At 69.0% G+C, this 23047-nt stretch carries 20 protein-coding genes; 13 read left to right on the top strand and 7 right to left on the bottom strand.

The genetic code is table 11. From position 1 onward, the window contains the following. Positions 1–150: 150 nt before the first annotated feature. The 4 genes from RS86_RS07695 to RS86_RS07680 all read left to right on the top strand — a co-directional run bounded on the left by RS86_RS07695 (position 151) and on the right by RS86_RS07680 (position 4132). Complete coding sequence (locus RS86_RS07695) at positions 151–1416, top strand: hypothetical protein (RefSeq protein ID WP_045271632.1); 1266 nt, start codon at positions 151–153, stop codon at positions 1414–1416. A gap of 284 nt (positions 1417–1700) precedes the next feature. Next, positions 1701–2396, top strand: coding sequence for an SGNH/GDSL hydrolase family protein (locus RS86_RS07690; protein WP_045271631.1), 696 nt, complete (start codon positions 1701–1703; stop codon positions 2394–2396). 72 nt (positions 2397–2468) lie between these two features. Beyond that, entirely contained in the window at positions 2469–3155 is a 687-nt protein-coding gene (locus tag RS86_RS07685) for a flavin reductase family protein (RefSeq protein ID WP_045271630.1), read from the top strand. A gap of 86 nt (positions 3156–3241) precedes the next feature. Further along, entirely contained in the window at positions 3242–4132 is an 891-nt protein-coding gene (locus tag RS86_RS07680) for a phage tail tape measure protein (RefSeq protein WP_045271629.1), read from the top strand. Positions 4133–4142: 10 nt separating this feature from the next. On the opposite strand, the gene RS86_RS07675 is transcribed toward RS86_RS07680, so the two are convergent. Both RS86_RS07675 and RS86_RS07670 read right to left on the bottom strand, forming a co-directional pair. Further along, on the bottom strand, positions 4143–5339 hold the full coding sequence (locus RS86_RS07675) for a mandelate racemase/muconate lactonizing enzyme family protein (RefSeq protein ID WP_160299678.1): 1197 nt from the start codon (positions 5337–5339) through the stop codon (positions 4143–4145). A gap of 53 nt (positions 5340–5392) precedes the next feature. Continuing rightward, positions 5393–6343: a D-2-hydroxyacid dehydrogenase gene (locus RS86_RS07670; RefSeq protein WP_052680145.1), complete on the bottom strand. Its 951-nt coding sequence runs from the start codon at positions 6341–6343 to the stop codon at positions 5393–5395. Positions 6344–6495: 152 nt separating this feature from the next. Between RS86_RS07670 and RS86_RS07665 the strand changes: the two genes are divergently transcribed. Both RS86_RS07665 and RS86_RS07660 read left to right on the top strand, forming a co-directional pair. Further along, the gene (locus tag RS86_RS07665) at positions 6496–7416 is read left to right on the top strand and encodes a dihydrodipicolinate synthase family protein (protein ID WP_052680144.1); all 921 of its coding nucleotides are present in this window, start codon (positions 6496–6498) and stop codon (positions 7414–7416) included. A 16-nt stretch (positions 7417–7432) separates the two neighbouring features. After that, positions 7433–8122 (top strand): FadR/GntR family transcriptional regulator, encoded by a 690-nt coding sequence (locus RS86_RS07660; RefSeq protein WP_045271627.1) that lies wholly within the window; start codon positions 7433–7435, stop codon positions 8120–8122. A 31-nt stretch (positions 8123–8153) separates the two neighbouring features. Here the strand turns inward: RS86_RS07660 and RS86_RS07655 are convergent, their stop codons facing one another. Continuing rightward, positions 8154–9260: a hypothetical protein gene (locus RS86_RS07655; RefSeq protein WP_045271626.1), complete on the bottom strand. Its 1107-nt coding sequence runs from the start codon at positions 9258–9260 to the stop codon at positions 8154–8156. A 286-nt stretch (positions 9261–9546) separates the two neighbouring features. After that, on the bottom strand, positions 9547–11169 hold the full coding sequence (locus RS86_RS07650) for an FAD-dependent oxidoreductase (protein ID WP_045271625.1): 1623 nt from the start codon (positions 11167–11169) through the stop codon (positions 9547–9549). A gap of 149 nt (positions 11170–11318) precedes the next feature. Between RS86_RS07650 and RS86_RS07645 the strand changes: the two genes are divergently transcribed. Genes RS86_RS07645 through RS86_RS07615 form a run of 7 tightly spaced genes read left to right on the top strand, consistent with a single transcriptional unit; the run spans position 11319 to position 19626 of the window. Next, the gene (locus tag RS86_RS07645) at positions 11319–12032 is read left to right on the top strand and encodes a polysaccharide deacetylase family protein (RefSeq protein WP_045271624.1); all 714 of its coding nucleotides are present in this window, start codon (positions 11319–11321) and stop codon (positions 12030–12032) included. Next, entirely contained in the window at positions 12022–13884 is a 1863-nt protein-coding gene (locus RS86_RS07640) for a hypothetical protein (protein ID WP_045271623.1), read from the top strand. Before RS86_RS07645 ends, RS86_RS07640 begins: the two co-directional genes overlap by 11 nt. A 36-nt stretch (positions 13885–13920) precedes the next feature. Continuing rightward, on the top strand, positions 13921–14883 hold the full coding sequence (locus RS86_RS07635; RefSeq protein ID WP_045271622.1) for an acetylxylan esterase: 963 nt from the start codon (positions 13921–13923) through the stop codon (positions 14881–14883). A gap of 7 nt (positions 14884–14890) precedes the next feature. Beyond that, positions 14891–16963, top strand: coding sequence for an alpha-galactosidase (locus RS86_RS07630; RefSeq protein ID WP_200892766.1), 2073 nt, complete (start codon positions 14891–14893; stop codon positions 16961–16963). Between the two features lies 1 nt (position 16964). Beyond that, positions 16965–18062, top strand: a complete 1098-nt coding sequence (locus tag RS86_RS07625) for a Gfo/Idh/MocA family protein (RefSeq protein WP_045271621.1) — start codon at positions 16965–16967, stop codon at positions 18060–18062. Continuing rightward, positions 18059–18931 carry a PmoA family protein gene (locus tag RS86_RS07620; RefSeq protein WP_045271620.1) on the top strand — a complete coding sequence of 291 codons (873 nt, stop codon included), beginning with the start codon at positions 18059–18061 and terminating at the stop codon, positions 18929–18931. The genes RS86_RS07625 and RS86_RS07620 overlap by 4 nt, the downstream gene beginning before the upstream one ends. Then, positions 18928–19626 (top strand): cupin domain-containing protein, encoded by a 699-nt coding sequence (locus tag RS86_RS07615; protein ID WP_045271619.1) that lies wholly within the window; start codon positions 18928–18930, stop codon positions 19624–19626. The genes RS86_RS07620 and RS86_RS07615 overlap by 4 nt, the downstream gene beginning before the upstream one ends. Positions 19627–19653: 27 nt before the next feature. Here RS86_RS07615 and RS86_RS07610 read toward each other — a convergent pair whose 3' ends face one another. From RS86_RS07610 to RS86_RS07600, 3 genes are all read right to left on the bottom strand, one after another. After that, positions 19654–20643, bottom strand: coding sequence for a carbohydrate ABC transporter permease (locus tag RS86_RS07610; protein WP_052680143.1), 990 nt, complete (start codon positions 20641–20643; stop codon positions 19654–19656). Further along, on the bottom strand, positions 20640–21572 hold the full coding sequence (locus tag RS86_RS07605) for a carbohydrate ABC transporter permease (protein WP_045271618.1): 933 nt from the start codon (positions 21570–21572) through the stop codon (positions 20640–20642). The genes RS86_RS07610 and RS86_RS07605 overlap by 4 nt, the downstream gene beginning before the upstream one ends. Before the next feature lie 66 nt (positions 21573–21638). Next, the gene (locus RS86_RS07600; RefSeq protein ID WP_045271617.1) at positions 21639–23012 is read right to left on the bottom strand and encodes an ABC transporter substrate-binding protein; all 1374 of its coding nucleotides are present in this window, start codon (positions 23010–23012) and stop codon (positions 21639–21641) included. Positions 23013–23047: the final 35 nt, after the last annotated feature.

Raw genomic sequence — 23047 nt, 5'->3', positions numbered from 1 at the left:
CGAAGCCGAGAGAACACAGCGAAAGGAAGCACCACGATGTTGCAACGACCTGCAGCGGGACAGGCTCAGGAGCCGAGCGCGCCTGAGGGCGCCACGGCGGGACGGATCAGTCGGCGCACGATCGTTCGGGGCGCGGCATGGAGCGTCCCCGTGATCGCGACCGCCGCCGCCATGCCGCTGGCTGCAGCATCGGCGGGCGCACCAACGCTGAAGTTCGTCAACGGCCCCTACACCGTGGGCGGGTGCAGCAACCTGACCGGCGTGACTCTCGCCGCGACCACGAACGGCACGACTCCCGCGGCGAGCACGACGGTGAGCGTCGTCCTGCCGAGCGGCCTCACCTGGGCGGACGGGTTCACCGGCCCCCGCAGCTTCACCACCGACCCGAACGGCAAGGTCGTCCTGCCTGCGATCAAGGCGACGCCCAACGCGGCCTCCGTTCCGACGATGGGCGCGTCGATGACCGGGGCGAACGCGACCGCGCCGGTGGCGGTGACGGCTCAGGTCGGCGCGAAGATCTACGACGTCGTCTCGGCCGGAAACCCGCCCGCGACCGGGATCCCGCTCGGTTCCGTCGCCGTCGGCCACGGAACCTTCCTCAACCCCGACGGCAGCCTCGTGTACTTCAACACCGTCGCAGGCAAGGCGATGCCGCTCGCGACGAATGTCACCAGCGGCACGACCGTCCTCATCGGCAGCACCCAGTCCTACTCCACGTACGTGTCGGGCGGGGTCGCCATGGTGCAGGACGTGGCGACGGGCACCACGATCACCGCGGCCGGCGTGCCGAACGGATCCACCGCCGTCGGTCACGCGACGTTCCTCGCCGCCAACGGCGATCTGTACTACTTCAACTCCGCAACGAACGCATCCGTCCTCGTCGCGTCCGGGGTGTCGAGTGCGAAGGTGTCGCTCTTCGCCGGCACGCAGCCCGTGCTGACGTTCGTCGCGGGCGGTGTCGCGAGGGCGTACAACGCCACCACCGGGAACTACGTCACCGCGACCGGCGTCCCGGCCGGAACCACCGCGGTCGGCCATTCCACGTACCTCGCACCCGACGGGCTCCTGTACTACTACCGGGCCGCCACCAACACCACGACCGTGGTCAGCTCAGGGGTGTCCAGCGCGACGACGGCGCTCTACGGCGGCACCGATCCCTACGTGACGTACGTGACCACCGGCATCCCGGCGGTCTACAGCGTCACCAACGGCACGTACCAGACGGCGACGGGCGTCCCCGCGAACTCCGTCGTCGTCGGGCACGCGACCTACCTCGCCCCCGACGGCCGGCTGGTCTACTACAACGCCGGAGCCAACGCTCCGATCGTCCTCGACACGGGCGTGACGAGCGCCGTCGTGCACCTCTACGGCGGCACCGACCCGATCGCGACCTACACGCACAACCTCGTCTGCTGACGCGGCGACGGAATGGCGGCACGCGCGCGTACGCCGCCGCCATTCCGACCGGCGCCGCGAACGGGCGGCAGAGCGCCTCGCCGACCGTCTGGGGAACGGCCAGCCGTCTGGGGAACGGCCACTGAAGGTCGAGGCGCCCCACCCGGCCCGAGTCCCGCTGGGCCGATCGGAGTCGTGCACAACCCCGTCCGATGATGATGCAGCCGATATACCAGTTAGGCAACCCCATCGCGCCACGTCATCGATCTCGAACAGTGCGCGGCATCCCCCGGCAGAATGGATCCATGACCGCCGACGCCGACGTCCTCGCCCGCGCGCTCTCCGCAGATGCCCCGCTCACCTGGGTGCTCACAGGAGACTCGATCACGCACGGGCTCGTGCACACCCAAGGCGGACGCACCTACGCCGAGCACCTGCACGAGATCGTCCGCGGCGAACTCGGCCGCGTGCACGACGCGGTCATCGACACGGCGATCAGCGGCTGGCGGATCGTGCAGATCCTGGAGGACTTCGACCGACGGGTCGCAACGTGGCGCCCACAAGTCGTCACGCTCATGATCGGAACGAACGACTGCTCCGACGGGGGCGCGTTCCCCGTGATCACCCCGGCGGACTTCGCCCTGTCGCTCACGGAGTTCGTGCGGCGCGTGCGTGCGCTCGGCGCGATCCCCGTGCTGCAGACGCCGCCCGCGGTGGACGTGCCGAACGCTCCGGAGCGCGCCCGCATCGGCGCGTTCGCCCAGGCCGTCCGCGATGTCGCGGCGGCCGAGGACGCGATCCTCGTCGACCAGTTCGCCCGCTACGCCGAACTCGGGAGCGGCGGGGTGCCGTGGGGCCTCATGAACGACCCGTTCCACCCCAACGCCGCGGGGCACGAGGCCCTCGCCCTCGAACTCGCCACGGTGCTCCGACTGGACCCGGCCGGATCCCGTGTGCTCCCGAAGCTCCGCGCCGACGTCGCCGCCGCGCGACTCGGCTGAGCCGCGCAGCGCCCGTGGTGCGCCGTCCGATTTCCGCCAGACCCGCGGAGTGGATTCGCCGAGAGTGAGGGCATGGACTTCCTCACGGCGCTCGATCCGCACACCACGATCTCCCCGGCGATCCTGTACTTCGGCACGCCCGTGTCGCTGCTGTCGACCGTCGACGAGCACGGCCACCCGAATCTCGCGCCGAACTCGTCGCTGTGGTGGCTCGGCCAGAACGCGGTGATCGGCATCGGATCCCGCAGCCAGACGGCGCAGAACCTGCTCGCGACGGGCGAGGTCGTGATCAACCTGCCCTCCGAGCACGAGGTCGACCACGTGGACCGGCTCGCGCTGACCACAGGACGCCCGGAGGTCTCGGCTCGGCGGCAGGCGGCCGGCTACCGGCACGTGCGCGACAAGTTCGCCCAGGCGCGGGTCACGCCGCTCGATTCCGAGACCGTCGCCCCGCCGCGCATCGCGGAGTTCCCGGTGCACGTCGAGGGCGTCGTCGCGAAGGTGCATCCGCTGGGCGGCGCCACGAGCCCCGCCGAGGCCGATCTGCTCGCGGTCGAGGTCGCCGTCACGCGTGTCCACGTTCGCGAGTCGCTGCGCCTCGCGGGGCATGCCGATCGCATCGATCCGGAGCGGTGGAATCCGCTCATGCTGAACTTCCAGCGGTTCTTCGGGCTGGGTGCCGAGACGCGTCCCTCGCGCCTGGCCACGATCGACGAGGAGTGGTACCGGGGGTCGTCGGCGCCGATCCCGGCCGGGTGACGGACGCACCGGTCCTGACGAGGCTGCTGAGACCTGCGTCGCGCCGATGACGGGGCGGATCCGACCGGCATAGGCTGAGGGTCATCATGGACGCTCTCAATCAGATCTTCGAGTGGTTCGGTGGCCACTGGTGGATCATCTTCCCCCTCATGGGCGTGGGTGGCGCCATCGTCGGGCGGCTGCAGGGCCTCTCCCGCCAGCACCACAAACAGAAGCTGGAGACGCTGCGACTGAAGGGCGAGATCAAGGCCGCCCAGCTCGCCGCGAGGGGCCAGATCGCGCCGCAACTCTCTCCGCGGGAGATCGCGCAGCAGCAGGCGAACTCCTCCAAGGAGCTGCTCGAGCGCCTGTTCGCCGAGCACGACGAGATCACCGCCCGCTGGCTGGACTACGAGCTCGATGTCGCCAAGATGATCGCGTTCCCCGCAATGAGCGACGGGCGCCAGCCGCTGACCGCCGCCTTCCTGCGCGCGAAGAAGATCGCCGACGCGCTGCGTCCGAGCTCCTCCGACGCGAAGATCACAGAGCAGCAGGTCACCGAGTACCTCGATGCCGTCGGCAACTACGCCGTCGCGTTCGAGATCGCGGAGAAGGACGCCCGCCGCCTGCGCGACTCGACGTTCACCGACGACGAGCGCAAACGCCTCGAGCGCGCGCAGCACATGCTCAAGGTCGCCGTCGACCAGTCCGCCACGCCCGCCGAACGCCAGACCGCCTACCGCCGCGTACGCGAGGAGCTGGACGGCCTCATCGACCTCTCTGACGCCGCCGTCGAGAATCTCGAGAAGAAGGTCGCGCTGCAGCTCGAGCAGGGTCGCGCACAAGAGCCCGTGACGACGGATCCGATCGCCGCTGCGGATCCGCTCGCTTCGGTCCCCATGCCGGAGCCGGTCGCGGATCCGATCCCGGTGCGGGATCCTCTCGCGAAGGCCGATCCGCTGCGACAGACCGCGCCGTTGCGCAACCCGGAGCACTGACCGGTCGGTCTCAGACCGGCGCCCAGCCGTCCTCGGCGATGGTGCTGTCGACAAGACAGGAATAGACCGCTTCCTCGCGAAAAGGGAACTCCCGCTCGATCTCGGCCGTGAGTTCGATCCCGAGTCCGGGCTTCTCGCCGAGCGAGACCAGGCCGTCCTCCACGGTCACGACGCCGCGCAGCAGTTCCGCCCGCAGCCCGAAGCGCGGCAGCGGCCACTCGACGACCTGGCCTCCGCCGGCGGATGCCGCGTGGTAGTTGGCCAGGACCCCGACTCCCGCACCCCAGCAGTGCACATAGACCTCGGTCGCCATCTCGCGAGCAGCAGCGAAGACGTCGAGGACAGGGCCGACGCCGCCGATCACGGTGGCATCCGGCTGGACGATGTCGTACGCCCCCGCACGCACCCTGCCGCAGAGCTCGGCTTCCGTCGTGACGACCTCGCCGCCGGCGATCGGGATGTCCGTGCGCGCTCTGAGCTCTGGCAGGCGGTGGATCTGGTCGGGGCCCAGCACCTCCTCCAGGAACACGGGCGCCGCCTCGCTCTCCGTGCCCACCTGTCTCACGAAGCGGAGCACGTCCTCCACGGTCTGCGAGGGCACGACGAGATTCTGGGTCATGTCGATCGCGATGCCGACCCCCTTCTCGGCGGCGGCGACCTGCGTCCATCGCACCTTGTCCGTCTGGGTCCCGCGGGCGCGGATCTTGAACACGTCGATCCCCAGCTGCGAGACCTGCTCGATCTCCGCCAGCATGGCCTGCGGAGTCCGCGAGTCGCCGCCGCTGGCATACGCGCGGAGAGGCCGATCGTTCGCCCCGCCGAGGAACCGCCAGAGCGGCACACCCGCCGATCGGGCCGCGCAGTCCTGCAGGGCGATCTCGATCGCGCTGATGACGTGCCGCGCCGCTCCCTGAAGGCTCCAATAGCCCGTCGCGGTGACGAGATCCCGGATGCGGGATCCGAGCGGCTCGGACTCCGCGCCGACGAGGATCGGCTCGAGGAGCTCGACGATGCTGCGGAAGACCTGGGGGGCGAAGACGGCGAGGTATCCTTCGCCGATTCCGACGGTGCCGTCGCTCAGCGTGATCTCGACGAATCCCGCGGTCCGCACACCACCAGGAAGATGCAGGATGTTCTCCATGCTGCTCCCTGGTTCCCCGTACGGGGCGCTCAGCAGGATCGGTCGGACTCTTCGGATGATGGCCATCGGTCCTTCTTCGTGGTCGTAGCGGACGTTCGGATGTCTTCCGGGCGCACTCGTCAGTATCCGAGCCGCACATCGACCTGGCCGTCGAGCGGCTCGCCCGTCTTCCACCGCGCCAGGTTCGCCAAGAAATACGCAGCCTTGTCGGCGAGCTCGTCGCGATGCCCTCCCCCGGTGTGCTGGGTCAGGACGGCGCCCGGCGCGGCCCACAGTCGACTCGTCGGGGGCAGAGGCTCCTCCTGCGTCACATCGAGCACGCATCCTCCGATCTCACCGGCTTCGAGAGCGTCGGCAAGGGCCTCCTCGTCGATCAGGTCTCCGCGACCGATGTTCACGATGACCGCCGATCGGGAGAGCCTCGCGAGCCGCTCACGATCGAACAGCAGCCGCGTGCCCGGCGTGCTCGGCAGGCAGCTGATGACCAGATCGGCGCCGGGCAGCGCGGCGTCGAGCGATGTCAGATCGTGCAGCTCGGCCCGCGGTGAGCTGCGGGCGAAGCTCTGCACGCGGGCGCCGAACGCCTCGAGCAGATGCCGGACGTGCCCTCCGATCGCGCCCGCGCCGAGCACGAGTGCGTTGCTCCGTGCGAGGAGGGTCGTGCCGGGTCTCACCTCCAGGCTCTGCCAGCGTCGCTCCTGCCGGCCTCGGGAGAGGACGCTCACCCCGCGCATCAGACTCAACGCGCCGGCGAGAGCCGTCTCCGCGGCAGGCTCGGCGAACTGTCCCCGGAGGTTGGTGACGAGGATCCCGCGCCGTGAGATCTCGGCGGCGCTGTCCCGGTAGTACTCGAAGCCGGTCGATTCCAGCTGCAGCCAACGCAGAGCGTTCAGGCGCGGGATCCAGGAAGCAGGAATCGTGCCGAAGACGATCTCGCAATCCCGATAGACGTCGCGCCACTCCGGCGCCTCTGCATCGGAGACTCGCCACTGGACCACGTCGTCGATCAGCCCCTCACGGCAGAGTGAGCGCGCACGATCGTCGAGATGGGCGAGCACAGCGACATTCATGGAGCTCCTCGAGGAAAGATCAGATATCTGACAACTAAGCTAGACACAGAGGCCATTCGAGTCAAGCGTGATCCGTTCGCGCACGCTCACACATTTGACGAGTTATCAGATATCTGATCTACTGCTGCTCGCATCGAGCGAAAGGAAGGCGCATGAGCCGATTCGAATTCTGGGCGGCGGCCCTCGCGCCGTACGACGGCGCGGGGCGGGTGGACGTCTCACGAGTGCCCGACCAGGCCGAGCACCTGCGCGCGATCGGCGTCAGCGGCGTGTTCGTCAACGGCACGACGGGCGAGTTCCCGCTTCTCACGATCGAGGAGCGGGTGGAGATCCTCGAGGCCTGGACCGAAGCACGCCCGGACGGATTCTCGATCGGCGTGCAGGTGGGCGGCCTGCCGATCGAACCGACGAGGGAACTGGCAGCCCACGCCGCGGGTCTCGGCGTCGACCTGATCTCGAGCGTCGCGCCGTACTACGGGCAGGCGCCGACGGTCTCGCACACGATCCGCTGGCTTGCCGAGGTGGCGGACGCCGCAGGGGCGACACCGTTCTGCTACTACCAGATCCCTTCGATGACCGGGTCTACGCAGCGTCCGAGCGAGATCCTGGCGGCGGCGAAGGCGGAGATCCCGACGCTCGATGCCGTGAAGTACACCGATGAGGACCTCATGGAGCTGGATGCGATCCAGCGGGCTCGTCCGGATGTGCGCATCTTCTTCGGACGCGACGAGCTGCTCCCCGCGGCGCTCGCCACGGGGGCGGAGTCGGCGATCGGAAGCCTGTACAACGGGCTGGCCCCTCTCGCGCACGCGGCCGTGGACGCGTTCGACAGCGGGGACGTGCAGCGCGCGCACGCGCTGCACAAGCCCTTCCGCGACATCGCGCGCGTCGCCACCGGCCCCGGCTTCGTGAAGGAGCTCATGAACGAGCTCGGCCCGGACGTCGGCCCTGCTCGGGGAGTCTGGGGCCCGGTGAACGCCGACGATCGTGCAGTCATCGATCGACTCGTCCCCTCGCTGCGCGCCATGATCGCGGAGGCATCCGCGTCCCGGGGCACGGCGGACGCCGCGTGAGCAGTACCGTCGGAGCATGAGACCAGACGGCCCGATCTATCTCGTCGCACAGCGCAGGCTGCGCGACTACATCCGCGAGCACGATCTCGCTCCGGGAGACCGGCTTCCGAGCGAGGCCGACCTCGCCGCGGAGCTGGGCGTCAGCAGGCTCACGCTGCGGGAGGCGACTCGCAGCCTGCAGACGCTCGGCGTCATCGAAGCGCAGCACGGGAACGGCCTCTTCGTCTCCGAGTTCTCGTTCCGTCCCATCATCGAACAGCTCCCCTATGGGCTGGCGGGTCTGGGGTCGGCCATCCAAGAAGTGCTCGTCGCTCGCGAGTCGATGGAGGTCGGTCTGATGTCGGCCGTCGTGCGCGCCGGCCTCGGGGAAGAACTCGAACGCTGCGCGCTCATCGCGAAGGAGATGGTGGAGCGCGAGGAACGGGGCGAGGACTTCCGCGACCTGGACGAGGAGTTCCATCGCACGCTGTACTCAGGGCTGAAGAACTCCCTCGTGGACAATCTCATCGACATGTTCTGGCATCTCTTCGGCGAACTCCGGCGCGAGATGGGGGACCGGATGCCCGCACCGTCCCCGGGGCGAGGCGCGGTGCACGCCCGCATCGTCGAGGCGCTGATCGCAGGAGACGAGGCGCTTGCGGTTCGGCGGATGAGCGAGCATTTCGAGGACCTGCGCCGACGAGTCGGCGAGTTCGACGCCGTCTGAGGCACCGCCGAAGCTCGCGTCGCCTGCGACGTCAGTCCAGCTGCAGCACCGCAGCACCGCGTCGCCGCACACCACCGTCGCCGTCGAACTCGACATGGTTGAACACGACGGCCGTCCCGTCGGGGACGAAGGACGGATGCGGGTGGTAGGGGTGCGCGATGAATCCCGTCTCGGCCAGCAGCCGACGCTGACCCGTGAGCGCGTCGATCAGCACGATCGAGCTCGCCCTTCCCGCATCGGACCACCCGCGGCCCCGGGTGAGAGCGGACCCGGTGGTATCGACGATGATCGCGCTGCCGTCCCGCGAGATGCCGCAGTGCCAGTCCCGATCGCCGGGAGACACGAGACGAGGTGCGCGACCGTCGACGTACGTCTCGTACACCCCGCGCGGGCCGGCCGGCGACTCGCCGTAGGCGATCACGACCGCACCGACATCGTGGAACTTCCAGCGCTCGTGGCCGATCGCGACCGCGACCCCTGGAGTGTCGGAGACCTGACGCTGATCGACGACCTGGCGACCCGACGGCGCGTGCTGCGGGTGCCAGGCCCACATCCGATCGTCGACCGAGGTCGACGCGCCCTCGTGCGAGTAGCCGACCCACGACTCGTCCGCCGGCGCGACGTGGAAGTGGTTCGCATGCCAGGGGTGCCGCAGGATCTCCTTCGCGCCGCCTCCCTCGAGATCGAGCAGGAGCGCACGGTGCTCCCCTTCGCGCGACTCGCTGATCAGCGCCGTCCGCCCATCGGCGCTGACACTCGTCAAGCCGTCGAGCTTCCACCCCTCGGCGACTCGGTAGGCCACACGAGGCGTGGGGGTCGCGGCGGAGAGCTCGACCTGGAAGAGCGCACCCCCGCGCGCGCACACCATGGTCTGCGCCTGCAGGGCGATGTCGAACCAGGGGACGGAACACTGCGGCGAGCCCTCCGTCCACGGCTCCACGACCTGATCCGACTCGGACGCGAAGAACTCCGCGGAGAGCAGCACCTCGGGCCCACCCTCACCGTCCCATCGCACTCCGATGATCTCCTCGGTGCCGTCAGCCCTTCCGAGCGCGACGCGTCTTCCCTCGTCGTAATAGCCGTTGCTGTGCGGATAGGTGGCGTACGTGTCCTCGAGCAGCACTCGCGGGGTGATCATCGGTTCTCCTCGTGCGGTTGTACGGCGTTCTGCGGTTGTCCGGCGTTGTCCGGTTGTACGGCGTTCTGCGGATGCGCGCCTCGATCGTGACGTGATCGCCGATCACGACGCCGATCCCGATCGTCACGCCGTGCGGGTGCGGCAGATGCAGCGCCCCCAGGAACCGGGCCCCCGGCGACACATCGCATCCGTGCCAACCGGGCGTCGTCGTCGAGACCGCGCCGCGCATCACGCAAGCGCCGGCGGATGCCGGGAGTCGTCATCGCGCGCTCCATGATCCGCATCCCTAGTAGGGGTGCGCGCCGTCCTGCCAGTGCCGCTCGACACCGGCGGCCTCGAGCTCACGGAGGTAGTCCGCCCGCAGCGTGCCGGCCTCGTGCACGGCGTGCGCAGGCGATCCCGTCGCCAGACAGTAGGCCGCCAGATGACCGGCGGCCTCGCCGATGTTCCACTCCACGGGATGCAGCCGATAACAGCCGTTGGTCAGATGCGTCGTGCCGATGTTCTTGTTGGCTGCGAGCAGATTCGTCGTGCGCTCGGGGATCAGCGCACCCAGCGGGATCTCGAACGGAGTCGAGGCGACGTCGATGTACGTGTCGCCGCCGGTCGACGGGTGGAGGTCGATCCGGTACATGCCCACTCCGACGGACTCCTCGTAGCGCGTGGCGCCGCGGTCGCCGCGCACCGCGTAAGAGACGTCGTTCTCGGTGATGCGGGTCAGCGGACGGATGCGGCGCGATTCTCGGTGATACGGCGCCTGTGCCAGTCCGTCGGCGGATCCCATCACGTCGGGGCGAAGTCGCAGCCCTGGATAGCCGGTGCCGCCGTCGGCCCGCGGCGCCTCGGTCTGCATCCAGTACAGCATCGAGAGGCTCAACTGCCGGGCGTCCGCGTATCGCTGCAGCTCCACATCGCGCGGGACGTCGAGCACCGGCGCCAGGAAGTAGTCGATGCTCGGCCAGTTCACGAGGCAGAGGTCGCTGGAGTAGAAGCCGGGTGCGAAGAGGTCGCGCGCGGCGATGCGCCGGAAGATCCAGAGGTTGTCGTCACCGGCGTTGCGCGATTGATCGGCGTCGACGGCGAGCGCGTCGTCCGCGGGGTTGGGTCCGAAGTCGCGAGCGCCCATCTGCAGCGTCCGCGGATTGGGAGCCGACCACGACAGCATCGGCTCCCCCTGCCACGCCGGAGGAGTGAAGGACCGCCAGAAGTCGTACTGCGCGGGCCGGTCGATCGTGTGGTCCCCGTCGACGTGCTCCATCGCGAAGCACACGCTGAGCGCCTGCACGTTGTCCGGCTGCGCCTGGTCGGGAGCGCTGGGCTCTCCGGTGTCGGCCCGGGATTCGAAGCCGGTGACGTACTCGGTGCCGGTCAGCGGCAGGAGCTCTCCGGTCTCGGTGGCGTCGATCACGAATCGGGCGGTGACGACGCTCTGCGCCCCGTCGATCTCCGAGGCGACCGTCACCGAGACGATCCGATCCCCGTCGACGGATGCCGCCACCGGCCTCACCCGCTCCAGCAGCCGGATCCGTCCGGTCGATCGGTGGGGGGCGAGCATCTCCTCGAGCACACCGTGCGCGACCCGCGGCTCGGCGCAGAGCTTGGACACCCATCCGGCTCCGGGGTTCAGGGCGATGCGCTCCCGTGCCGCCCCGACCAGCGGGTAGCGCCGGCGATAGACGTCACGGATCCCATCGCGAAGCGCACGGTAGCGAGCAGTGATCCCGAACGACTCCACCCAGGGGTGCTCGTCGGGAGGGACGGCCTGCGAGGTCAGCTGACCTCCGATCCAGGGAAACTCCTCGGTGAGGATCACCATCGCTCCCCGTTCGGCCGCGGCGAGCGCTGCCGCGACCCCGCCGAGGCCTGCCCCGACGACGAGGACCTCGGTATCCAGATCTTGAACGGTCATGTCGTCCCCTTCGGTGGCGGAAAGCGCGTGAGAACCAACACTAGACTAATTCCATTAAATTGAAATAGGCTGATTCCATCACCTGTCGACCGCAGAAGGGGCGAGGACGTGGCACCCATAGCCGTCATCGATGACGGAAGGATCCGGGCATGACCGGCCGGCTGGCTCTGACCTTCGACGACCGCCATGTCGACAGCTGGGTGTCGGCGCGGCCGCTCCTCGATGGCGTCGGCGCACGAGCGACCTTCTTCCTCGTCGAGGCCGACCTGCTCGACCGTCGCGAGCAGTCCGGCATCCGCACCCTCCTCGCCGACGGGCACTCGATCGGCTCGCACGGCGCCCGGCACCGCAACGCCGACGAGACGATCGCCCGCGCCGGCGCGGCCTCCTACCTCGCCGACGAGATCGATCCGAGCGTGCAGGCGCTGCGCGCCCTTGGCGCATCCGCCCAGACGTTCGCCTACCCGAACTCCCGCCGCGACGAGGCGAGCGACGACATCCTGCTCGCACGATTCGACCATTTGCGCACCGGTGGCCCGCGTACCGACGACCCCGCCGTCGCAGCCCGCGCGATCAGCGCGCCCGGTTCTTCGGTGCGCGTGCATCCCGGCCGCGGTATCGACACCGCGCGCGGCGAACACGCGCACCCTGCCGACGCCGACGTCTTGAGCGGGATGATGCGTCATCTCGCCGACCGCGGCGGGACCCTGGTGCTCTATGCGCACGACATCGCCGCATCGTCACCGGCGAACCACATTCATCCCGATCGACTCCGCCGCATCCTGATCGAGGCCTCCGGCCTCGGCCTGGACCTCGTCGGCATGGACGCCCTCCCCGATATCGAAGGACATCGTGAACACTGACCCCCTCGCACTCGACGCTGCCCGACGCGGCGGCGACGCCGGCTACGACCCGAAGCGTGACCTGATCCTCGCCGACGCGACCCCGAATCCGATCCACACCAGGATCGTGAGCGGACGCGCACACCGCATTCGCGACAGCCTCGCCTACGTCCTCGCGCTCTGGGAGCTCCATCGCGCGGGCGACACCGTCATCGACGGCGAGGCGCGCATCGTGCGCGCGGCGCGCGTGCTCGACGAGGTGCTGGCGCTGCAGGACACCGATCCCGCCAGTGCGACGTACGGGCTCTGGTCGTACTGGGCCGAGGAGCCGCTGAGCGAGATGTCGCCGCCGGACTGGAACTGGGCGGACTTCCTCGGCGAGTTCCTCGCGCTGCTCCTCCTCCGTCACGGCGACGACCTCGATCCCGCGCTCAGCGGTCGCGCCCGTACGGCTCTGGGCCATGCCGCGGCCTCGATCGTCCGCCGCGACGTCGACCTCGACTACACGAACATCGCGGTGAAGGGCGCCTTCGTCATGCTCGCGACCGGGAGCCTCCTCGATGACGAGAGCATGACCGCGCGCGGGCGAGACCGTCTGCGTCGTCTGCATGCCTCCCTCACCGAGAGCCGGAGCTTCGCCGAGTACAACTCCCCCACGTACTGGCACGTCGTGATGGCCGCGTTCACCGGCATCCGGCAGTACATCGCCGACGCGGAGCTCGTCGGTCTCGCCGAGGACCTCGAACACGTCGCCTGGGAGCACTTCCTCGCGCGCTGGCACCCTGCGACGGGTCAGCTCACCGGCCCCATGGCACGCTGCTACGCCACCGATCTGCACCGGCGGCCAGGTCCCCTCCTCGTGGTGCAGCGCGTGGCCTCCGACACCTGGCGCTTCTTCGATGAGAGCACACTGCCCGCCGATGTCCAGGCCTCCCACGACGCCGTGCTCGACTACCGCATCCCCGACCAGCTTCGGCCGCTCCTGCACCGTCCGGCCGGGATGTCCACCGTGACGGAGACGTTCGCCGAGACGCACTACATCCCCGGACAGGTCGCCGGGATCTCCGCCGCGGCGGCGGAGGGACACCCTCCGATCGCGGTGCCGACCATCGGCACCAGCTGGCGCGAGGGTAACGTCACCCTCGGCAGCGTGAACTTCGGTGACACGTGGGTCCAGCGACGGCCCTTGCTCGGCTACTGGGCAGAGCCGGGCGACGATCCCTCCGATGTCGAGGCGGTCGCGCGGTACGTGTCGGTCGAGGTGCTGCGCGACGGGCACGGGTTCGCGGGCGGCTCCTTCAGCTCAGCGCAGGACGGCGGCGACGTCATCTGGGCCCTCAGCTGCGCAACCCCCTCGGGTGATGCCCACATCCACCTGGACACGATCCCGGCGGGCGAACCCATCCGCACCACGACTCTCACCGTGCGGTTCTCGATCAGGGGGCTCGACGGTGCCGAGGTGCTGGTCGACGATCTCCCGCTGGGCGACGCCCCTCACGACGGCGTGCGCCTCGTCCGCGTGCTGACGCGCTCCATCGGACTGGAGTGGCAGCTGGCCGCCGCACGATTCGACGGATCCGAGCGCCCCGCGCGCGTTTCGAGGGTCGGGGGAGGGATCGACATCGACATCGACTGGGTCGACGGCGACGAACCGCGCGATCTCGTCTTCTCCGAGCTCGCCGACGTCTTCGCCTCCGGGCTGCTGCGGCTCCGCGACGGCGCACTGGACGAGGCCCGTGTCAGCGTCGAGCACACCGACGGCGTCCTCCGACTCCGCAGCTCCACGGGTGGCGGAGACCTCGCGCTCCTGGCACCCGCCGTTGCGGGCTCACGCCTCGATCACGCACTCATCGCCTCACGCAACCTCCACTGACGACCCGACCAGACGCCCGAGACCAAGGACAGCACCATGGCACAGTTCGACCTCCCCCTCGATCAACTCCAGAGCTACCAGCCGCTGCGCGAGGAGCCCGCCGACTTCGACGACTTCTGGACCGAGACGCTGCGCGCATCGCGTGGCCACGGCAGCGCGCGATTCACCGCCGCACCGTCGCCCCTGCGCAGCATCCTCGTCGAGGACGTCACCTTCCCCGGCTTCGCGGGCCAGCCGATCAAGGGCTGGATGCTGCGGCCTGCGGACGGCGACATCCGCGCGACGGTGGTGCAGTACATCGGCTACTCCGGAGGACGCGGAGTGCCGGAGCAATGGACGCTGCTGCCGAGCGCCGGCTACGCGGTGCTCGTCATGGACAGCAGAGGACAGGGCAACAGCGGTGCGGTCGGCGACACCGCCGACCCGGTCGGCAGTGGCCCCCAGATCGCCGGCAGGCTCAGTGCCGGCATCGAGGATCCACAGGACTACTACTATCGGCGGATCTTCACGGATGCCGCGTGCGCCGTCGACGCCGCCCGCAGTCATGTCCTTGTCGACCCGGATCGCGTGGTCGTCGCCGGCGGGAGCCAGGGCGGCGGCATCGCTCTCGCGGCTGCCGGGCTCTGCGACGGTCTCGCCGGGGCGATGATCGACGTGCCGTTCCTCAGCCACTTCCGGCGCGCGCTGAGGATCACCGACGCGGCCCCCTACAACGAACTCACCCGCTACATGCAGACCCGACGGGGTGAAGAGGACGACGTCTTCCGCGTGCTGTCCTACTTCGACGGTGTCAATTTCGCCGCGCGCGCCACCGCGAGGGCGCTGTTCTCCGTCGCGCTGTGCGACATGGTGTGCCCGCCCTCCACCGTCTACGCCGCGTTCAACACGTACGCGACCGACGACAAGGAGATGGCCGTGTACCCGTACAACGGCCACGAGGGCGGCCAGTGGAACCAGACTCTCCGCCACCTCGCCTTCCTCGACGACGTGTTCTCCTGAGGGCACTGTGACTCTGACCTGGACTCCGGGCGGACTGGCTCTCGAGTTCTCCGGAACGTCACCGCGCGACGATGCGCCGGTCGGTCTCTCTGGACTCGCTCTCGGCGCCGGCCCCTCCGCGGTGCGCGATCACCCGCTCGTCGACCTGTTCACGGCCGGCGAGCAGCACGGGCGCACCAGCCAGGCGTTCGTCCTGTCCGCGGTCGGGCAGCGTCTGCGCTACGTCGACCACACCGCGCAGGCGGGGATCCTGCGCATCCGTCAGCGTGATGCCGCGACCGGCCTCGAGGTCGTCAGCGAATTCCGGGTGCGAGAGGGAGCGGATGCCGTGCAGTGGTCGCACACGGTGCGCAACGGCGGCGAGCGCGCGGTCACCGTCACCGCCGTCAGTTCGCTCGTGATCGAGCTCGCCGACCGCGACGAGGTCACGGCGTTGTGGGCTGAGAGCGAATGGCTCGCGGAGAACCGCTGGCATGAACAGGCTCTCGCCGAGGCCCTTCCCGAGCTCGGACTCGTCGACCACGGCCAGGACGGCCGCGGTCGCTTCGCGCGCTCCAGCCACGGCTCCTGGTCGACCGGGGAGCACCTCCCCGTCGGCGTGCTCGCACGCGAGGGAGGACCTTCGCTCGCCTGGCAGATCGAGACGAGTGCCGGGTGGAGCTGGGAACTCGGCCAGACGCAGAGCTCGGTCGTGCTCACCGCGAGCGGACCGGGGGACCTCGAGCACCAGTTCGCCGAGCGCCTGGAACCGGGGGCGGAGTTCCATTCCGTACCGGCCGGCCTGGCCATCGCGGCGGGCGGGCGCGACGACGCCTTCGCGGCCCTCACCCGGTACCGACGTGCGCTGCGCGTGCTCCGCCCGATCGACGAGGCACTCCCGGTGATCTACAACGACTACATGAACACGCTCGACGGTCAACCATCGACGCCCGCGCTGCTGCCGCTGATCGCGTCCGCCGCCGAGGCCGGGGCGGAGTACTTCTGCATCGACGCCGGCTGGTTCGCGGATGCCACCGACTACTGGTCGTCGATCGGCGTCTGGGAGGAGGCGCCGAGCCGGTTCGCGGGGGGCCTCGCCGAGGTGGTCGATGCCATCCGCGCTCACGGGATGCGCCCTGGTCTCTGGCTCGAACCCGAGATCGTCGGCGTCGACTCCCCCGCCTCGCGCAGCCTCCCGGATGACGCGTTCTTCCAGCGCTTCGGCGAGCGCGTGATCGAGGCGCAGAGGTACCACCTCGATCTGCGGCATCCAGCTGCCAGGGCGCATCTCGACGAAGCCGTCGATCGGCTCGTCCACGAGTTCGGGATCTCCTACTTCAAGCTCGACTACAACATCAACCCGGGGGTCGGCACCGACCGTGCCTCCGCAGGCGCGGGTGCCGGTCTCCTCGGCCACACCCGCGCCCTGCGGGAGTGGCTCCTCGCTGCCCAGGAGCGGCATCCCGAGGTGCTGTTCGAGAACTGCGCGTCCGGGGCGATGCGAATGGACTACGCCCTGCTGTCCGTCGCGCACCTGCAGTCCACCAGTGACCAGCAGGATTTCCGGCTCTATCCGGCGATCGCCGCGGCCGCGCCGGCCGGAGTGCTCCCGGAACAGGCCGCGAACTGGGCCTATCCCGCGTCCTCGATGACAGTCGCCGAGACCGCGTTCGCCCTGCTCGGCGGTCTGGCCGGTCGCATGATGCTGTCGGGATTCCTCTCCGACCTGCGGCCGGAGCAGCGAGAGCTGGTGCACGAAGCCGTCGCCGTCCAGAAGCGGTGGCGGCGGCGGATGGTGTCCGCCGTGCCGCTCTGGCCGCTGGGCCTTCCCGGCTGGGACGACGAGGTGATCGCGCTCGCTCTGCGCTCGGACGACGGGCACCCGGACGGGGCCGAGACGCTGCTCATCGTCTGGTCGCGCGGCCAGGCCCGCCGCATCGCCCTCCCCGGTCTGGCGGCGGCGTCCGTCACGGGCGCGTTCCCTGCGGCGTCCGACGCCTGGTCCGTCACGAGAGACGGGGACGACCTGGTGATCGACGTCCCCGCCGGTTGCACCGGCCGTGCATTCACCCTCCACTCCACCCCTGAAAGCAGAGGCTGACATGTCCCCCTCCCCCTTGCGCACCGTCCTGGTCGGAGCAGGCGGCATCGCCGATGCCGTGCACATGCCGTCGATCCATGAGATCGGCCCTGAGGAGCTGATCGTGGACTCGGTCGTCGAGATCGACGATGCTCGCCGAACTGCGTTCGCCGCACGCTGGGGGATCCCCCACCACACCGCGTCGCTCGACGAGGCGCTCGGACGGCGTCCCGACCTCGTGATCCTGTGCACCCCGCCGTCCTTGCACCGGGAACAGGTGATCGCCTGCCTGGAGGCCGGCGTGACCGTCTGGTGCGAGAAGCCGCCGGCGCTGAGCCTCGCCGACTACGACGCGATGACGGCCGGCGAACGCGACGACGGTCCATGGGCGCCGATCGTCTTCCAGCAGCGCTACGGCTCCGGCGCACGGCATGCCCGCGAGCTGCTCGTATCAGGAGCGCTCGGGCGACCTCTGCTCGCCCACTGCCAGACCACCTGGTTCCGCGGCGACGACTACTTCGCACAGCCGTGGCGTGGCAGCTTCTCCGGCGACGGCGGGCTGATCATGGCGCTCGGCATCCACCAGATCGACCTGATGCTCATGCTGCTGGGGGACTGGGAGGAGATCTCCGCGCAGGTCGCCCGGCGCCTGCGGGACATCGAGACCGACGACATCGCGACCGCATGGGTGCGATTCGCCGACGGAACCCTCGCGACGATCGCCAACAGTGCGGTGTCGCCCGCGCAGACGAGCCGCATCCGGCTCGACACCGAGAAGGCGACCGTCGAGCTCAGCCATCTCTACGGCTATGACAACGACGACTGGCGCTACACCCCCGCGCCCGACGCGAGCGCAGAGCTGGCGGCATCCTGGGCGAACCCTCTGCCGAACGAGCGCAGCACGCACACCCCGCAGCTGAGGCGCCTCGTGGCCGATCTGCATGCCGGCCGGCGCCCGGAGGCCAGCGGCGAAGACGGCCGTCGCGCTCTGGAGCTCGTCACGGCCCTGTACAAGTCGGCACTCACCGGCGAGACGGTGGCCCGCGGGAGCATTCGCCCCGGCGACCCCTTCTACTCCGCCCTGAACGGCGGCATCGGCATCCGAGCGGAGCACGCATGAACATCGTGGACCACGGAGATCTCCTCGTCGTCGAGCACGACGATGTCGAGCTGGCGCGCTACGTCGTGGTGTCCGACGCCCCGGCCTTCGAGGCGCCCAAGCCGTACCTGCATCCGCTGCGCACGCTCGCCGGCGACGTGGTCACGAACTTCCGTCCGCACGACCACCGCTGGCACAAGGGATTGCAGCTGACGTGCACCGACCTGTCGGGTCACAACCTGTGGGGCGGCCACACCTGGGTCGACGGTACCGGCTACACCGCGCTCGACAACGTCGGCCGGATGGATCCGGACGGGCCGCCCACAGTGACGAACGACGAGATCGCCCATGAACTCGTCTGGCGTTCAGCTCGCGGAGAGGACCTCATCGGCGAGCACCGATCGCTGCGATTCGAGCTCCTCGACGACAAGACCTGGGCGCTGACGTGGACGGGAGAGCTGCGCAATCTCACCGATGAGAGCCTCTCGTTCGGGAGTCCCGCCACCCGGGGACTCGCCGGTTCCGGCTACAGCGGGCTGTGGTGGCGGGGACCTCGGAGCTTCACGGGCGGCCAGGTGCTGCTGCCGACCGGCTCGGCCCCGGCGTCCGAGGCCAGGGGATCGGATGCGGAATGGCTCGCCTTCATCGGTGCACACGACGGCGTCGACCGCTCGTCGACCCTCGTGTTCGAGCAGACCATGCCGACCGAGAGATTCCGCACTCGGTGGTTCGTCCGCTCGGAGGAATTCGCGGCGGTCAATCCCTCGTGGGCCTTCGAACGCACCTTTCCGCTCGAGCCCGATGAGACGGCGCGCATCGGCTATCGGGTGACGATCGCCGATGGCGCCCTCTCGCTCGAGGACATCGAGCGCCTTCGGAGCCTCCGGTGACCGACTTGTTCCCCGGTGCGGTCGGCGTCAGCCGGCTGCGGGTGTACACGGACCGCGCGATCGACGGCCTGCGGGGCGGCAGCCCGCACCTGCACACGGTCTGCTCGGAGGGCTATCTCGTCACAAGCGGAAACGGGCGGGTGCAGACGCTCACCCTCGGCGAGGGTTTTCGGGAGACGGCGCTCGCCCCGGGCGCGCTCCTCTGGTTCGGCCCCGGCACCATCCACCGCCTCGTGAACGAGGGTGATCTCGAACTCGTCGTGATCATGCAGAACTCCGGCCTGCCGGAGGCCGGAGACGCCGTGCTCACCTTTCCCGACGCGCAGGTGTCGGCCGCCACGGCCTACTCGGCCGCCGCGCGCATCGACGGGCCGGATGCCGCTTCTCGCCTCACCGCAGCGATGATTCGCCGAGACCGCGCCGTCGAGGGCTTCTCGGCGCTGCGGGATGCCGCGGCATCCGGAGATCTCGATCCGCTGCGCCGATTCCACGCCCGCGCCGCCGCACTCGTCGCCGACCACGCCGACACCTGGCGCGAACGCTGGCGCACCGGCGCCTGGACGGCCGCCGCGGCGACCTCCCGCCAACTGGATGCGATCGAGGCCGCCGACACCGCCCACTTCGCGGATGCCGCCATGCACCGGGCCGAGCCGGTCGAGCGGTTGGGCATGTGCGGCTGGTTGCGCGCGTACTGAGCCGGGACCGCGATCCGCCTGCGTCGCTCAGCCCTTGATGGCGCCGGCCTGTCCTGCGCTCTTCAGGAACTGCTTCTGGAAGATGAGGAAGAGCACGATCGGCAGCACAACCGAGATGAACATGCCGGCCATCAGCAGGCTCATCTCCGCGCTCGCGGTCACCTTGTACAGCCCGACGGACAGCGGCTGCAGATCGGGCTTGGGGAGGACGAGCAACGGCCAGAGGAATTCCTTCCACGCGCCGATGATCGTGATCAGCGACGTGACGCCGATGATCGGCTTCGACATCGGCAGCACGATCCGCCAGAAGATCTGGAACGGGCCTGCGCCGTCGATCTTCGCCGCCTCGAAGACGTCCTTGGGCAGGCTGTCGAAGAACCGGGACACCAGCAGCACGTTGAACGCGTTCGCCGCGCCTGGCAGCCAGACCGCCCAGAACGTATTGATGAGATTCCAGTGCAGCAGGGGCATGTCCAGCACGGTCACGTACTGCGCGATCAGTGAGACGATCCCCGGGATGAACAGTGTCGCCAGCACCGCGCCGTTGATGACCTTCGCGTAACGAGGCTTGAGGATCGAAAGACCGTATGCGCCGGTGAGCGCCACCAGCATCCCGAAGAACCAGACCCCGACAGCGAGGAACACGGTGTTGACGAGGTACTTGCCGATGTCGATCTTGACCCACGCATCGGCCAGGTTGTGCCACTGGACCCCGCTCGGCCACCAGGCGAAGGGCTCACGCAGAATGTCCTGCGAGGTCGACAGCGCGGCCTTGGCGAGCCACAGCAGCGGGCCGGCGGAGATGATCACCAACAGCGCGATCAGGATGACGTTGAGGATCCCCAGGCCCACGCGCACCCGCCTGCTGCGGCGGTCGAGCTCGGAGACGTTGGTCCGGTCCTGCGGCTCCTGCGTCCTCCTGCGTCGACGACGAGGCTGCAGGATCGCTCCGGATTCGCTGGCCACGCCGGTGACGACCGCCTCGGTCGTGGGAGCACCGGATTCGATGGTGGTCATGACTTGCTCCAACTCCGAGTGAGCCGCAGATAGACCGCGGAGACGATGGTGAGGACGACGGCGAGCAGGAGACTGAGCGCCGTGGCCTTGCCGTAGTCGCCCTGGAGGAACGCATAGTTGTAGATCAGCATCAGCACGGTCGTGGTGCGGTTCACGGGCCCGCCGCCGGTCATCACGAACGGCTCTGTGAACACCTGCATGGTGCCGATGACCTGCAGCAGCAGCATGAGCAGCATGATGCTGCGCATCTGCGGGAGGGTGATGTGCCAGAACCTGCGCACGACCTTCGCGCCGTCCATCTCGGCCGCCTCGTAGAGCTCGGACTGGATCGACATGAGCGCAGCGAGGTAGATGATGGTCGACTGACCGAATCCCGCCCACGTGGCCTGGACCACGATCGCGGGCATCGCCATGTTGCCGTCCTGGAGCCACGGCAGCGGACCGACGCCGACGGCGCCGAGGAGGGTGTTGAACAGGCCGTTGGCCGACGGGTCGTAGAACTGCTTCCACAGCAGCACGGACACCACCGGGGGGATGATCACCGGCAGATACACCAGCACGCTCGCGACCTGACGGGTGCGCCGCATCTCGGCCATGAAGGTCGCGAACAGGATGGGCACAGGGAAGCCGATCAGCAGCGCCAGGCCGGCGAACAGCAGCGTGTTCGCAACGGCCGTGCCGAGCAGCGGGTCGGCGAGGACGCGCTCGAAGTTGTTCAGACCGACCCACGTCGGCTCGGTGACCAGATTCGTCTTCTGCAGCGACAACACGAGGCTGCGCAGGATCGGCCACCAGGCGAAGTAGCCGAAGGTGAACAGCAGGGGCACGAAGAACAAGAACGTGCTGATCCCGCCTCCGCGCACCCACGTGATGAAGCGTGCGCCGACGGGCTTCGCGCGTCTGCGCTGCGCGGCGGTGACCTCGGCCATCGATCGGTCCTCTCTGAAGGGGTGGACGGGTGCGGGGGCGCGTCTGCCTCCGCACCCGCGAGTGCGTCAGCCGGCGTCGATGACGCCCTGCACCGACGTCTGCGCCGCGCTCAGCAGCTTGTCGATGTCGGCGTTCTGATCGGTCAGAACCGCCTGGACGATCGGATCGAGAGCGGCGTACAGCTCCTGAGCCTTGACGGCCGGCTCGGCGTTGACCTTGAGCGTGGAGCTCAGGTATTCGGAGTAGAGCGAACGATCGACATTGACGGAATCCTTGATCCAGCCCAGGTACGTGTCGTACTGCTTGTCGCTCACCAACGGCAGTTCGGGGGCTCCCACCGGCTTCTTGTCGGTGGCCGCCGCGGAGGCGAGAGCGACGGCGTTGTCCTTGTCGAAGTACCTGTCGAGCCAGTAGAACTCCGTCCACTTCAGCGCCGCGGCCAGTTCGTTCACGTCCGCCTTCGGGTTGAACCACTGAATCGCACCGCCGCCCAGGGTGCCCAGACCGTCCTTGCCCTGCGGCATCGGAGCGATGCCGATGTCGGCGCCCTTCATGCCGCGGTTGACGACGACATCGGCGTAGATCGGCCCGTTGATGGTCTGGGCGACCGTGCCCGCCGCGTACTGATTGCGGATGTCATCGCCGTTGAGGAGGAAGTTGGCGCCTGCCGCGTTCGCGTCCCATCTCAGGTCGTGCAGGAATTGCAACGACTTCTTCATCGCAGTCGTGTCGACCGAGACCTTCGCCTTGCCGTCCTTGACCGACTCGACAAGAGAGCCGTTCGAGTACGACATCGCGGCGAGCAGCCAACCGCCCTGGTTGCTCGTGGTCGGGATGATGAATCCGGTCTTGCCGGTCTTCTCGGCGATGGTCTTCGCGTTCTTCAGCACGCCCTCCCAGTCTGTCGGCGGGGAGTTCGGGTCGAGTCCCGCCTCGGTGTAGAGGGCACGGTTGTACATCAGCGCCATCTCGTAGGCCTGCCGGACGACGCCGTACTCCTTGCCGTCCTTCGTCACCGCTTTGACCAGGTCCGGATTCAGTCCGGACAGCACGGAGCTCTCCTTCGCCAACTGCGTGATGTCTGCCGCCTGACCGCGCGCGATCAGCGCCTGCATGTCGGTGAACGGGATGGCGAGGGTGCTCGGCGCCGTACCTCCGACGAGCAGCGCGTTGAAGCTCGACGGGTCGTAGCGGGTCTCCTCGCCCTTGACGGTGATGTTCGGGTACTTCTTCTCGAACTGGGCCACCCGGTCGTTGAACGTCTTGAGGGCGGCGGGCTGGTCCGCGGTGGGCATCTCGCCCACGGTGATGGTCACCTTGGCCTTCGGGTCGGCCGTCGGGCCCTTTTCGGGTGCTGCGCTCGAGCATCCGGCGAGGGTGAGGCCGGCGATCGCGGCCACGGCCGCGATCGCGAGTGCGCGGGGGGAACGTACCTGCATTGCTGCTACTCCTTCGTAGTGGGCGCATGTTCGCC

This window comes from Microbacterium azadirachtae (assembly GCF_000956505.1).
Taxonomy (GTDB): Bacteria; Actinomycetota; Actinomycetes; order Actinomycetales; family Microbacteriaceae; genus Microbacterium; species Microbacterium azadirachtae_A.
This window is presented reverse-complemented; position numbering and strand designations above follow the sequence as displayed.